The organism is Acidiphilium multivorum AIU301 (genome assembly GCF_000202835.1).
Classification (GTDB): Bacteria; Pseudomonadota; Alphaproteobacteria; order Acetobacterales; family Acetobacteraceae; genus Acidiphilium; species Acidiphilium multivorum.
This window is the reverse complement of sequence record NC_015186.1, coordinates 1,080,455-1,093,330: the sequence shown is the minus strand read 5'-3', so window position 1 is coordinate 1,093,330 and position 12,876 is coordinate 1,080,455. Positions and strand designations below refer to the sequence as shown.

At 65.8% G+C, this 12,876-nt stretch carries 11 protein-coding genes; all 11 read left to right on the top strand.

The window, feature by feature from the left end:
- Positions 1–4 precede the first annotated feature (4 nt).
- From nuoG to ACMV_RS04710, 11 genes are read left to right on the top strand one after another with little or no spacing between them, the layout of a single operon-like run.
- Positions 5–2,065, top strand: a complete 2,061-nt coding sequence (gene nuoG, locus ACMV_RS04760; RefSeq protein ID WP_013639708.1) for an NADH-quinone oxidoreductase subunit NuoG — start codon at positions 5–7, stop codon at positions 2,063–2,065.
- Positions 2,066–2,070: 5 nt separating this feature from the next.
- Positions 2,071–3,087 carry an NADH-quinone oxidoreductase subunit NuoH gene (gene nuoH, locus ACMV_RS04755; RefSeq protein WP_013639707.1) on the top strand — a complete coding sequence of 339 codons (1,017 nt, stop codon included), beginning with the start codon at positions 2,071–2,073 and terminating at the stop codon, positions 3,085–3,087.
- A gap of 15 nt (positions 3,088–3,102) precedes the next feature.
- A complete protein-coding gene (gene nuoI / locus ACMV_RS04750; protein ID WP_035186180.1) occupies positions 3,103–3,591 on the top strand; it encodes an NADH-quinone oxidoreductase subunit NuoI in 489 nt (162 codons plus the stop codon).
- Positions 3,592–3,597: 6 nt separating this feature from the next.
- Positions 3,598–4,248 carry an NADH-quinone oxidoreductase subunit J gene (locus tag ACMV_RS04745; RefSeq protein ID WP_013639706.1) on the top strand — a complete coding sequence of 217 codons (651 nt, stop codon included), beginning with the start codon at positions 3,598–3,600 and terminating at the stop codon, positions 4,246–4,248.
- On the top strand, positions 4,245–4,556 hold the full coding sequence (gene nuoK / locus ACMV_RS04740) for an NADH-quinone oxidoreductase subunit NuoK (protein ID WP_011941875.1): 312 nt from the start codon (positions 4,245–4,247) through the stop codon (positions 4,554–4,556). Before ACMV_RS04745 ends, nuoK begins: the two co-directional genes overlap by 4 nt.
- Before the next feature lie 6 nt (positions 4,557–4,562).
- On the top strand, positions 4,563–6,491 hold the full coding sequence (gene nuoL, locus ACMV_RS04735; RefSeq protein ID WP_013639705.1) for an NADH-quinone oxidoreductase subunit L: 1,929 nt from the start codon (positions 4,563–4,565) through the stop codon (positions 6,489–6,491).
- Between the two features lie 13 nt (positions 6,492–6,504).
- Positions 6,505–8,022 (top strand): NADH-quinone oxidoreductase subunit M, encoded by a 1,518-nt coding sequence (locus ACMV_RS04730; protein WP_013639704.1) that lies wholly within the window; start codon positions 6,505–6,507, stop codon positions 8,020–8,022.
- Positions 8,023–8,030: 8 nt separating this feature from the next.
- Positions 8,031–9,467 (top strand): NADH-quinone oxidoreductase subunit NuoN, encoded by a 1,437-nt coding sequence (nuoN, locus tag ACMV_RS04725; protein WP_011941877.1) that lies wholly within the window; start codon positions 8,031–8,033, stop codon positions 9,465–9,467.
- Entirely contained in the window at positions 9,464–10,192 is a 729-nt protein-coding gene (locus tag ACMV_RS04720; protein ID WP_007422401.1) for a biotin--[acetyl-CoA-carboxylase] ligase, read from the top strand. Before nuoN ends, ACMV_RS04720 begins: the two co-directional genes overlap by 4 nt.
- Positions 10,193–10,213: 21 nt before the next feature.
- Positions 10,214–11,014, top strand: a complete 801-nt coding sequence (locus tag ACMV_RS04715) for a type III pantothenate kinase (protein ID WP_007422400.1) — start codon at positions 10,214–10,216, stop codon at positions 11,012–11,014.
- Between the two features lie 34 nt (positions 11,015–11,048).
- Positions 11,049–12,695, top strand: a complete 1,647-nt coding sequence (locus tag ACMV_RS04710; RefSeq protein WP_013639703.1) for a ribonuclease J — start codon at positions 11,049–11,051, stop codon at positions 12,693–12,695.
- Positions 12,696–12,876 lie beyond the last annotated feature (181 nt).

Here is a 12,876-nt window from a genome sequence, read left to right as displayed (position 1 = left end):
TCTGATGCCGAAAGTGACGGTGGACGGACTCGAGATCGAGGTTCCGAACGGATACACGGTGCTGCAGGCCTGCGAGGAAGCGGGCAAGGAAATCCCTCGCTTCTGCTACCATGAGCGGCTGTCGATCGCCGGCAACTGCCGCATGTGCCTCGTGGAAGTCGAGAAGATGCCGAAGCCGGTCGCCTCCTGCGGGCAGCCGGTGGGCGAGGGCATGGTCATCCATACCGACAGCGAGAAGGTCCGCGAGGCGCGGCGTGGGGTGATGGAGTTCCTGCTCATCAACCATCCGCTCGACTGCCCGATCTGTGATCAGGGCGGCGAGTGCGACCTGCAGGACGAGGCGATGGGCTATGGGCGCGACCATACCCGTTACGACGGCAACAAGCGGGCGGTGACCGACAAGTATCTCGGCCCGCTCGTCAAGACGGTGATGACGCGCTGCATTCACTGCACCCGCTGCGTCCGCTTCATGGCCGAGGTCGCCGGCGTGCCGGAACTCGGCGCGGTGCAGCGCGGCGAGCACATGGAAATCACCAACTATGTCGAGCGCGGACTGTCGTCCGAGTTATCGGGCAATATCATCGATCTCTGCCCGGTTGGCGCGCTGACCTCGAAGCCCTATGCGTTCACCGCCCGCACCTGGGAGTTGCGCAAGACCGACAGCATCGACGTGTTCGACGCGGTCGGCACCAATATCCGCATCGATGCGCGCGGCAGCGAGGTGCTGCGCGTCCTGCCCCGGCTGAACGACGCGGTGAACGAGGAATGGCTCGCCGACAAGGGCCGTTTCTCGATCGACGGGCTGAAGCGCCGCCGGCTCGACCGGCCCTGGTTGCGTGAGGCGGGCAAGCTGCGCCCGGCGAGCTGGGACGAGGCGCTTGCCGCCATCGCCGGCCGGATCAGAGGAATCGACGGCAGCCGGATCGGCGCCATTGCCGGCAATCTCTGCGATGCGGAGAGCATGATGGCGCTGAAGGACCTGATGGGGGCGCTCGGCTCCACCAATCTTGACTGCCGGCAGGATGGCGCGGTGTTCGATGTGTCGAGCCGGGAATTCCACCGCTTCAACACGACGATCGAGGGAATCGACGAGGCCGACGCGCTGCTGATCGTCGGCGCCAATCCGCGACAGGAAGCGCCGGTCCTGAACGCACGGCTGCGGCGCCGCTGGGTCGAGACTCCCGGTTTCTTCGCCGGACTGGTCGGCGCGCCGGCCGACCTGACCTATGAGCATGAACATCTCGGCGAGGGTGGCGATGCGCTGAAGGCGCTGCTCGATCCGGAGCATCACTTCACGAAGCGGCTGGCGGCGGCGAAACGGCCGATGCTGATCGTGGGCCCGCAGGCCTTCGCGCGGCCGGATGCCAAGGCGGTGCTAGCTTGCTGCTGGCAGATCGCGCTTCAGACCGGCATGCTGATCGCCGACTGGCACGGGTTCAACGTGCTGCACAACGCGGCGGCGCGGATGGGCGCGCTCGAACTCGGGTTCCTGCCGGGGGAGAACGGCAAGGACATCGCCGGCATGATGGGCGGCGGCGTGGATGTGCTGTGGCTGCTCGGCGCGGATGAATTCGACGTCTCGCAGATCGGCGCGGACACGTTCGTGATCTACCAGGGTCACCATGGCGACCGCGGTGCGGCGCGGGCCGACGTGATTCTTCCCGGTGCAGCCTATACCGAGAAATCCGGCACCTATGTGAATACGGAGGGCAGGGTGCAGCGCGCGCTGCGGGCGATTTTCCCGCCCGGCGAGGCGCGGGAGGACTGGGCGATCCTGCGCGCGGCGAGTGCCGCACTTGGCCAGGCGCTGCCCTATGACGATCTCGACACGTTGCGCACGCGCATGGTCGAGGCCAATCCGGTCTTCGGCGAGACGGGCGCGCTGCGCCGCATCGGCCATGCCGGGGGCGAGGCGCCGCGCGGCGATGCCGCCGCCGTGAGCGACGCGCCGTTCGGCCGCGCCTTCGCGACCTATTACCAGACCGATCCGATCAGCCGCGCGAGCCCGACCATGGCGAAATGCATCGAGGAAATCATCCTCCCGCGCCAGATGGCGGCGGAGTGAGCGCGATGGAGGCGGGTTTCTTCTCGACGGATTTCGGCATTCTCGTTCTCACCCTGCTGCGCACGCTGGCGCTGCTGGTGCCGCTGCTGATCGGTGTCGCGTATCTCACCTATGCGGAGCGCAAGGTGCTGGCGGCCATGCAACTGCGCAAGGGACCGAACGTGGTCGGCCCGTTCGGGCTGTGGCAGCCCTTCGCGGACGCGATCAAGATGCTGTTCAAGGAGACCATCATTCCGGACGGCGCCAACCGGATGCTGTTCCTGTTCGCGCCGATGATCACCTTCGGGCTCGCGATCATCGCCTGGGCGGTGATTCCGGTGAACGACCACTGGGGGATCGCGGACATCAATGTCGGACTGCTCTACCTGTTCGCGATTTCCTCGCTTGGCGTCTATGGCGTGATCATCGCGGGCTGGGCGAGCAACTCGAAATTCGCCTTTCTCGGCGCCATGCGCAGCGCGGCGCAGATGGTGAGCTATGAGGTCTCGATCGGCATCGTCATCCTCTCGGTGCTGGTCTGCGTCGGCAGTCTCAACCTGAATGACATCGTGACGGCGCAGCGGCATATCTGGTTCGCGATCCCGCTGCTGCCGATGCTGGTAGTGTTCTTCATCTCGGGCCTCGCCGAGACGAACCGCGCGCCGTTCGACCTGCCGGAAGGCGAGAGCGAGATCGTCGCCGGGTTCTTCGTCGAATACAGCGCGATGAGCTTCGCGCTGTTCTTCCTCGGCGAATACGCGAACATGATCCTGATGAGCGGGATGACGACCATCCTCTTCCTCGGCGGCTGGCTCTCGCCGATCCCGATCGCGCCGTTCACCTGGATCCCCGGACCGGTCTGGTTCCTGCTCAAGGTCATGATGTGCCTGTTCGTTTTCCTCTGGGTGCGCGCGACGCTGCCGCGCTACCGATACGACCAGCTGATGCAACTTGGCTGGAAGGTGTTCCTGCCGTTTTCGCTCGGCTGGCTGGTGCTGACGGCGAGCGTTCTCGAAATTTTCGGCTGGTTGCCGCATGCGTGACCGGGAGATCGGATGATGGCCAGACTTGATCGCATCGCGCACCGCTTCCTGCTGCTGGAGATTCTCTCCGGCCTGCGGCTGACCCTGCGTTATTTCTTCACGCGCAAGGCGACGCTGAACTACCCGTTCGAGAAGAACGCGATCAGCCCGCGTTTCAAGGGCGAACACGCGCTGCGCCGGTATCCGAACGGCGAGGAACGCTGCATCGCCTGCAAGCTGTGCGAGGCGATCTGCCCCGCGCAGGCGATCACGATCGAGGCGGAACCGCGCGAGGACGGCTCGCGCCGGACCACGCGCTACGACATCGACATGACAAAGTGCATCTATTGCGGCCTCTGCGAGGAAGCCTGCCCGGTCGATGCGATCGTCGAAGGACCGAACTTCGAATTCGCGACCGAGACGCGCGAGGAGCTGATGTATGACAAGGAAAGACTGCTCGCGAACGGCGACCGCTGGGAAAGCGAACTGGCCAAGCGCCTCGAACTCGACGCGCCTTACCGGTAACGCGCCATGATCGTCACGCTCGCATTCTACGTCTTCGCCGCGATCCTGCTGCTCTCGGCCTGCATGGTGATCACCGCGCGCAATCCGGTGCATTCTGTGCTGTTCCTCATCCTCGCCTTCATCAACGCGGGCGCGCTGTTCGTGCTCGCCGGCGCCGAATTCCTGGCGATGGTGCTTGTGATCGTCTATGTCGGCGCGGTTGCCGTGCTGTTCCTCTTCGTCGTGATGATGCTCGACGTCGATTTTGCGGCGCTACGTGAGGGCTTCCAGCGCTACGCGCCCCTCGGCCTGCTGATCGGGTTCATCCTGATGGTGGAAATCGGCGCCGTCGCCATCGGCTGGACCATCACCCCCGCCGCCCATCTCGCCAGCCAGGTGCCGATGCCGGCGCATCTTTCGAACACCGCGGCACTCGGCGACCTGATCTACACCCGTTACATGTTCGCCTTCGAACTGGTGGCGCTGCTGCTCCTCGTGGCGATGATCGGGGCGATCGTGCTGACCCATTCGGGCGAGCGCCGCTCGCGCCGTCAGGACATCTCGACGCAGCATCAGCGGCCGATCGACGAGACGCTGACGATGGTCAAACTCGGCATCGGCAAGGGAGCGAAGCAGATGACACAGGCAGCGCCCGCGAAACGGGAGACGATCCGATGAGCGCGGTCGGGCTCGGGCCCTATCTCGTCGTCGCCGGCCTGCTGCTGGTGATCGGGATTTTCGGGATCTTCCTCAACCGGAAGAACATCATCGTCATCATGATGTCGATCGAGCTGATCCTGCTCGCCGCCAACATCAATTTCGTCGCCTTCTCCTCGGCGCTGCACGACATGGCGGGGCAGGTCTTCACCATGTTCGTGCTCTCGGTCGCGGCGGCGGAGGCTGCGATCGGGCTGGCGATCCTGGTCGTGTATTTCCGCAACCGCGGCTCGATCGAAGTCGAAGACGTCACGCTGATGAAGGGCTGAGCCGACATGCTGCTTGCCATTGCCGTTCTCGCGCCGCTGGCCGGCGCGCTGCTCGCCGGGCTCGCGCGCCCCACCCTCGGCCGCGCTCCGGCCGTCGGGCTCAGCGTCGCCTCGCTGGTCATCGCCGCCATCGCCGCGATCGGCACGGTCTACCGCCATCTCGTGCTCGGGGCGGCGGACCATCTCGTCGTGCTCGGGCAATGGATTTCGGTCGGCACCTTCGCGCCGCAATGGGCGCTGCGGATGGACACGCTGTCGCTCGTAATGGTGGGCATGGTCTGCGTGGTTTCGGCGCTGATCCATGTCTACAGCATCGGATACATGGCGGAGGATCGCACCGAGCCGCGCTTCTTCGTCTACATCTCTCTATTCACCTTCGCGATGCTGATGCTCGCCACGGCGAACAACCTGCTCCAGCTGTTCTTCGGCTGGGAAGGTGTTGGCCTGATGTCCTACCTGCTGATCGGCTACTGGTACGACCGCGCCAGCGCCAACGAGGCGGCGATCAAGGCCTTCATCGTCAACCGGGTGGGTGACCTGTTCTTCGCGGTCGGTATCGCGTTGACCTGGTATGAGTTCGGCAGCGTCAATTTCGATACGATCTTCGCCGGCGTGGCCAAGGTCGCGCCACACGCCTACCATCTGTTCGGCACCGATATGCCGGTGCTCGAGGTGATCTCGATCCTTCTCTTCATCGGCGCGATGGGCAAGTCCGCCCAGTTGTTCCTGCACACCTGGCTGCCGGACGCGATGGAAGGCCCGACGCCGATTTCCGCCCTCATCCATGCCGCGACGATGGTGACCGCCGGCGTGTTCATGACCGCGCGGATGTCCCCGGTCATCGACGCGGCTCCCGTTGCCCTCGCGCTGATCACGGTAATCGGCGGCTTCACCGCCTTCTTCGCGGCAACGATCGGCTGCGTGCAGAACGACATCAAGCGCATCATCGCGTACTCGACCTGCTCGCAACTCGGCTACATGTTCCTCGCGGTCGGCGTGGGGGCGGCGCCGATCGGCATCTTCCACCTGATCAACCATGCCTTCTTCAAGGCGCTGCTGTTCCTGGGCGCCGGTTCGGTGATCCACGCGCTGGCCGACGAGCAGGATGTGCGCAAGATGGGCGGCCTGTGGCGCAAGCTGCCGGTCACCTATGTCACGATGTGGGCGGGAAGCCTGGCGCTGGTCGCGATCCCGCCGTTCTCGGGTTACTTCTCGAAGGATGCGATCCTGTCGGCCGCCTTTGCCGCACATTCGCACACGGCGGTGTTCGGCTGGCTCTGTGGCACGCTCGGCGCCGGTCTGACCGCCTTCTACACGGTGCGGTTGATGCTGCTCACCTTCCACGGCAAGCCGCGCGCCTCCAGCGAGACACTGGCCCACGCGCATGAAAGCCCGCTGGTGATGCTGTTGCCGCTGGTCGTGCTGGCCATCGGGGCGCTGACGACCGGCTTCCTGCTCGGGCCGACCTTCATCGGGGCACATTTCGCGAATTTCTGGGGGTCCAGCATCGCCTTGCCGCATGGTGGCGCGGTGATGGCGGCGCGCAACACGATTCCGGCCTGGGCGGAGAAGATGCCGCTGCTGCTGGCGATTGCCGGGATCGGCATCGCCTACTGGTTCTACGAGCTCGCTCCGGCGCTGCCGGCGCGGCTGGCCGAGGCCTGGCCCGGGCTCCACGCGTTCCTGCTCAACAAATGGTATTTCGACGAGTTGTATGACGCGATCTTCGTCCGCCCGGCGCTGCGCATCGCGCGCGCGATCTGGCGGATCGGCGATGAGGAGATGATCGACGGCGTGCCGGAAGGCCTGGCGCGGCTGACCGGCGATGCCTCCGGCGTTGCCAGCCGGCTGCAGAGCGGATCGATCGCGGTTTACGGGTTCGTCATGCTGGTCGGGTTGATGGTGCTGGTGACCGTTTTCTTGGTCGCGCGGTGAGGGGGAGCGGCACATGAATTTCCATCTTCTCTCGCTGATGACCTGGCTGCCGCTCGCCGGCGCCGTGCTGACGTATTTCACCGGCGACTCGGCCAACCCGGCCACCGCCCGCAATGCGCGCTGGATCGCGCTGTGGACCAGCCTGCTCGTGCTCGTGCTCGCGGTGGTGATGGTCGTCGGCTTCAATCCGTCAGTGCATGGGTTCCAGTTCGTCGACTCTGCCGAATGGATCCCGGCCTACGGCATCGGCTATAGGATGGGCGTTGACGGCATCAGCCTGTTCTTCGTCGCCCTCAGCGCGCTGCTGACGCCGGTCGCTGTATTGGCGAGTTGGCGCGAGAGCCGGCGCGTGCGCGACTACATGGCCGCCTTCCTGCTGCTCGAGACCATGACGATCGGCATGTTCTCGGCCCTCGATTTCCTGCTGTTCTACATCTTCTTCGAGGGCGTGCTGATCCCGATGTATCTCATCATCGGCGTCTGGGGCGGGGAGCGGCGGATTCATGCCGCGGTGAAGTTCTTCCTCTTCACCCTCGCGGGCTCGCTGCCGATGCTGCTCGCCCTGGTCTGGATGTGGCACCACGCCGGCACGACCGACATGGTGCAGCTCATGCACACCGCGATCGCCCCGACCACGCAGGACTGGCTGTTCGTCGCCTTCCTGCTCTCCTTCGGCGTGAAGGCGGCGGTCTGGCCGATGCATACGTGGCTGCCCGACGCCTATGGCGAGGCGCCGCTGCCCGGCACGATCATGCTGGCCGCGGTGCTCTCGAAAATGGGGGCCTACGGTTTCCTGCGCTTCTCGCTGCCGATGCTGCCGCAGGCAACGGCCTATTTCGAGCCGTTCATGTTCGCGCTCGGTATCATCGGCATCGTCTACATTTCCTTCGCCGCCTTGGCGCAGACCGACATCAAGCGCATGATCGCCTATTCGTCGGTCGCGCATATGGGGCTGATCGTGGTCGGCATCTTCACCGTCACCGTCGCCGGGATCGAGGGCGCGCTGTTCCAGATGGTGTCGCACGGGCTCGTCATTGCCGCATTGTTCCTCTGTGTCGGCATCCTGCTGGCGCGCGGCCATTCGCTGCGGCTCGACCAGCTTGGCGGTCTGGCCTCGCGCATGCCGGTCTACGCCACCTTCCTGATGCTGTTCGTGATGGCGAATGTCGGCCTGCCCGGCACATCCGGCTTCGTCGGCGAGATCCTGGTCATGATCGGCGCGATCCAGGCGAATTTCTGGGTCGCCCTGCTTGTCGGCTCCGGCATGATCCTGAGCGTGATGTACATGCTGGTGATGATCCGCCGCGTGCTGTTCGACAAGGCGCGCAGCGTCGCCAACGCGGTGATGGCCGATATCGGGCCGCGCGAATGGCTCATGTTGGCGCCGCTGGCGGTGCTGGTCATCGTGCTCGGCTTCGTGCCCGGCGGCCTGACCCATATCTTTGACGGCGCGGTGCAGGACCTTGTCCATGCCCATGTCGCCGCCCTGTCGTCCGGCGCGCATGCCCGGCTGGCCATGATCAAGCAGTGAGCGAGGCAATGTCGACGTTCTATACCGTGCTGCCCATCCTGTTCCTCGCCATCGCGGGGATGATCATGCTGATGTCCGGCGTCTTCACCGACCGCGACCACAGTTTCGCGATCACCGCAGCATCGATCGTGGTGCTCGCGATTGCCGCCCGGCTGCTGGTCGCGGCGCCTGGCGGGACGATCTTTCACGGTCTCTACCAGACCAATGATTTCACCCGCTTCGCCGACGTGCTGGTGGCGCTGGGGGCGATCGGCGCACTCGCGCTCTCGGTCACGTTCAACCGCAATATCGGCATCACCCGCTTCGAGTTTCCGGTGCTCGTCCTCTTCGCGGTGACGGGCATGGTGGTTCTGGTCTCGGCGAGCGACCTGATCACGCTTTACATCGGCTTCGAGATCCAGTCGCTTGCGCTCTACGTGCTGGCGGCCTTCGCGCGGCACAATCTGCGCTCCTCGGAAGCGGGGCTGAAATATTTCGTGCTGGGCGCGCTGTCGTCTGGGCTGCTGCTCTACGGAATCTCGCTGGTCTACGGCTTCGCCGGAACCACGAATTTCGCCGGGATCGCCCACGCGCTCGCCGGCCATCCGACTGCGGCGGTGGGCTCGACGATCGGCCTCGTCTTCGTTCTCGTCGGCCTCGCCTTCAAGATTTCCGCTGCACCGTTCCATATGTGGACGCCCGACGTCTATGAGGGTGCGCCGACCTCGGTGACGGCCTTCTTCGCCACCGCGCCGAAAATTGCCGTCTTTGCGCTGCTGCTGCGGGTGATGCTGGGGCCGTTCGGGCCCGTGCTCGGGCAGTGGCGCGACCTCGTGCAGATCATCGCCGCGGCTTCGATGGTGATCGGCGCCATCGGCGCGATCCGGCAGACCAGCATCAAGCGCCTGATGGGCTATTCCTCGATCGGCCACATGGGTTACGCGCTGATGGGCCTTGCCGCCGGCACCGCCGCCGGGGTCAGCGGCGCGTTGATCTATCTCGCCATCTATCTCGTGATGTCGCTCGGCACCTTCGGGTGCATCATCGCGATGAGCCGTGGCCGCCAGCCGGTCGAGCGAATCGCCGATCTCGCCGGCATGGCCTCGGACGATCCGCGTTTTGCCTTCGTGCTCGCGGTCATGATGTGGTCGATGGCCGGCATTCCGCCGCTCGCGGGCTTTTTCGGCAAATTCTATGTCTTTGCCGCCGCGATCAATGCGGGGCTCGGCCCGCTCGCCGTGCTCGGCATCATCACCAGCGTGATCGCGGCCTTCTATTATCTGCGCGTCATCAAGGTGATGTATTTCGACGCCGGCGAACCGGGGCTCGACCGGCGCAGCGCCGGCGTCAGCCTCGTGATGGGGGCGGCCGCAGCGTTCACGGTGCTGTTCGTCTTCCATCCGTCGACGCTGACGACCCTGTCGACCATGGCGGCCCACGCGCTGATGACGAGCCAGGGATTTTGACAGCCGACCGCGCGCCCTGGCGGATCGAACACTACGACACGCTTGGCTCGACCTCGGATTTCTGCGCAAGACGCGCGGCTGAGGGAGAGCCCGAGCGGCTGATGGTCGTCGCGGCGCGGCAGACCGCGGGGCGAGGGCGCGCGGGACGGGCCTGGGAGTCGCCGGCAGGCAATTTCTGCGGCTCCGCCCTGCTGCGCCCGCGCGTTCCGGCGGGGCAGGGAGGATGGTTCGCGCTGCTCGCCGGCCTCGCGCTGATCGAGGTGCTCGATCCCGCGCTGCCGGCACCCGGCGCAGTCATGCTCAAATGGCCGAACGACCTGATGGCGGGCGCCGCCAAGCTCGCCGGCATCCTGCTGGATGCGACAATCGAAAACGGGATGATTACCGCGATGATCGTCGGCGTCGGCGTCAATCTGGCCGAGGCGCCGCCGGTGCCGGGTCGGGTAACGACGAGCCTTGCTGCGCTGGGTGGCGCGATGACGCCGGAGGCGCTGGCGCCGGCATTCTGCGCGCGGCTCGACCACTGGCTCGACGTTCTGGCGTCGGGCGCCGCGCCGCTGCGCGCCGCCTGGATGTGTCGGGCGCACCCCGAAGGCACGGCGATCACCGTCGATGGCGGGCGGCGTTCGGGCATCTATGCCGGGCTCGACGATGACGGCGCGCTGCTCCTCCGTGAAGGCGACCGGGTCACCGCATTGCGCGGCGGTGACGTCGCCCTGATCTGATCGCGCAGCAGGGCCTTGGGCATGAAACTGGTCATCGACGCGGGCAACACCAACATCGTCTTCGCGGTGCATGACGGGGCGCGCTGGCGCGGCACCTGGCGCATCGCGACCGACGCGCAGCGCACGTCCGACGAATATGGCGTCTGGCTCACCGTCCTGCTTGACCGGGCCGGAATTGCCGCCGGGGGGATCGATGGCGCGGTGATCGGCACCGTGGTGCCGGCCGCGCTCTACCATCTGCGCCGGCTCTGCCGCGACTGGTTCAGCCTGGAGCCGCTGATCGCGCGTGCCGAACTCGACTGGGGCTTTGCGATCGAGATGGACAATCCGGCCGAAATCGGTGCGGATCGCCTTCTCAACGCGTTGGCTGCCCATCATGGCTACGGTGGCCCGCTCATCGTGATCGATTTCGGCACCGCGACGACGTTCGACGTGGTGAACGGCGACGGCGCCTATGTCGGCGGCGTGATCGCGCCGGGGATCAATCTCTCGGTCGAGGCGCTGCACCAGGCCGCGGCTCGCCTGCCGCGAATCGGCATCGGCCGGCCGCAGCTTGTGATCGGCAAGTCGACCATTCCCGCCATGCGCTCGGGCATCTATTGGGGATATGTGGGGCTGGTCGAGGGACTCATCGCGCGGATCGAGGCGGATTTCGGGGCGCCGATGAAAACGATCGCGACCGGGGGGCTTGCGCCGCTGATCGCCGAGGGCACGTCCCGGATCGAACACACCGACCCCGACCTCACGCTCGAGGGGCTGCGCCTGCTGGCCCTGCGCAACCCGGCCCCCGTGCTGCGCCCGCGCGAGGCCGAACACGAATGAACGAGAACGAAGCGACTGAAAACAAGGTGACTTCATGAACGAGATCAGCAAGGGGCTGAGTTTCACCCCGCTCGGCGGCACCGGCGAGATCGGCATGAACCTGAACGTCTACGGGCTGGATGGTGATCTGCTGGTGGTCGATTGCGGCATGGGCTTCGCCGGACCAGAGGCGCCCGAAGCGGAGTTGCTGGTGCCCGACCCGGCGTTTCTGGCTGCCAACCGGGACCGCATCGCCGGCCTGGTTATCACCCATGCGCACGAGGACCATATCGGCGGCATCGCGCGGATCTGGGACGCGCTGCGCTGCCCGGTCTACGCAACGCCCTTCGCCGCGGCGCTGATCCGCTACCGGCTCGGCGAGGCCGGGCTGCTGCGCAGCGTGCGCATCACCGAAATCCAGCCTGGCGCGGCCTTCGAGGTTGGCCCCTTTGCGCTGCGCTATATCCGCATGTCGCACTCAACGCCGGAGTCGCAGGCACTCGTCCTCACCACGAAATACGGCACCGTGCTGCATACGGGTGACTGGAAACTCGATCCGGAGCCGCTGATCGGCCCACCGACCGACGAGGCGGCGCTCGAGGCGCTGGGCGATGCGGGCGTGCTGGCGATGATCTGCGATTCGACCAATGCGCTGGTCGAGGGGCATTCCGGCTCGGAAGCGACCGTGCGACGCAGCCTGACGAGCCTGATCGCGGGGCTGCGCGGTCGCATCGTCGTCACCTGTTTCGCGAGCAACATCGCCCGGATCGATACGGTGGTGAAGGCCGCCGCCGCCGCCGGCCGGCATGTCGCGCTGGTGGGACGCAGCCTCGGCAAATATGTCGAGGCGGCGCAGGAAGCGGGCTATCTCGCCGACCTGCCGGATTTCGTTCCCGAGGACGAGGTCGGCGCCATTCCGGATGACAGCCTGCTGATCCTCGCCACCGGCAGCCAGGGCGAGAAGCGCTCGGCGCTGGCGCGGATCGCCGCCGATACGCATCGCAACGTCGCGCTGGGCGAGGGCGATACCGTGATCTTCTCCGCCCGCGTGATCCCCGGCAACGAACGGGCGATCGGCGCGGTGCAGGACGAGTTGGTCCGCGCCGGCGTGAACGTGATGACCGACGACGATCACATGGTGCATGTCTCCGGCCATCCGGCCCGCGACGAACTGCGCCGGCTCTACCGTCTGGTCCGTCCGAAATATCTGGTGCCGACCCATGGCGAATGGCGCCACATGGCGGCGCAGGCCGATCTGGCCGAGGCGGCCGGCATTAGCACGTTCCTTCTGGAGGATGGCGATGTGCTGCGCCTCGCGCCCGAACCGCCGCAGGTGGTCGACAGCGTTCCGGTCGGCCGGCTCGCGGTGGACGGAGACCGGCTGGTTCCGATGCAGGGCGGCGTAATGGCCGCGCGACGGCGGATGATGCTCAACGGCGTCGTGGTCGCCAGCATCGCGGTCGACCGCGCCGGCAAGGTGAAGGGCGGGGCGCAGATCGCCGCGCCAGGCCTGTTCGAAGCCGATGATCATGCGCTCGGCGCGCTGGCCGAAGACTTTGTCGCAACCTTCGAGGACCTGCCGGCCAACCTGCGGACCGACCGGAATGCGGTGAAGGAGGCAGCGCAAGCGGCCCTGCGCCGCGCGCTCGGGCGGCGTTTCGGCAAACGGCCGATGGTCGAGGTGCATGTCCTGCACATATGATGATTATTTTATAGTCAAATGTTCTTTTTCATTTCGATACAGATGAAAATTTTAGCAATATATGTCCAAATCCGTCATTTTCTTGTGCATAGGCGCGTGAATTCGCTTTACGCCCGGCATGCCGCAATGCAGTATCGTGTGCAGAGCGGAGATTGGTTCTTCGCTCTGCCGTGTGACTGGC

Bases quoted from the DNA above. Each gene is read 5' to 3' on its own strand.
- nuoI (WP_035186180.1), top strand. From the start codon at position 3,103: ATGGCCAGACTTGATCGCATCGCGCACCGCTTCCTGCTGCTGGAGATT.
- ACMV_RS04745 (WP_013639706.1), top strand. From the start codon at position 3,598: ATGATCGTCACGCTCGCATTCTACGTCTTCGCCGCGATCCTGCTGCTC.
- ACMV_RS04715 (WP_007422400.1), top strand. From the start codon at position 10,214: ATGAAACTGGTCATCGACGCGGGCAACACCAACATCGTCTTCGCGGTG.
- nuoK (WP_011941875.1), top strand. From the start codon at position 4,245: ATGAGCGCGGTCGGGCTCGGGCCCTATCTCGTCGTCGCCGGCCTGCTG.
- nuoH (WP_013639707.1), top strand. From the start codon at position 2,071: ATGGAGGCGGGTTTCTTCTCGACGGATTTCGGCATTCTCGTTCTCACC.
- ACMV_RS04730 (WP_013639704.1), top strand. From the start codon at position 6,505: ATGAATTTCCATCTTCTCTCGCTGATGACCTGGCTGCCGCTCGCCGGC.
- nuoL (WP_013639705.1), top strand. From the start codon at position 4,563: ATGCTGCTTGCCATTGCCGTTCTCGCGCCGCTGGCCGGCGCGCTGCTC.
- ACMV_RS04710 (WP_013639703.1), top strand. From the start codon at position 11,049: ATGAACGAGATCAGCAAGGGGCTGAGTTTCACCCCGCTCGGCGGCACC.
- nuoG (WP_013639708.1), top strand. From the start codon at position 5: ATGCCGAAAGTGACGGTGGACGGACTCGAGATCGAGGTTCCGAACGGA.
- nuoN (WP_011941877.1), top strand. From the start codon at position 8,031: ATGTCGACGTTCTATACCGTGCTGCCCATCCTGTTCCTCGCCATCGCG.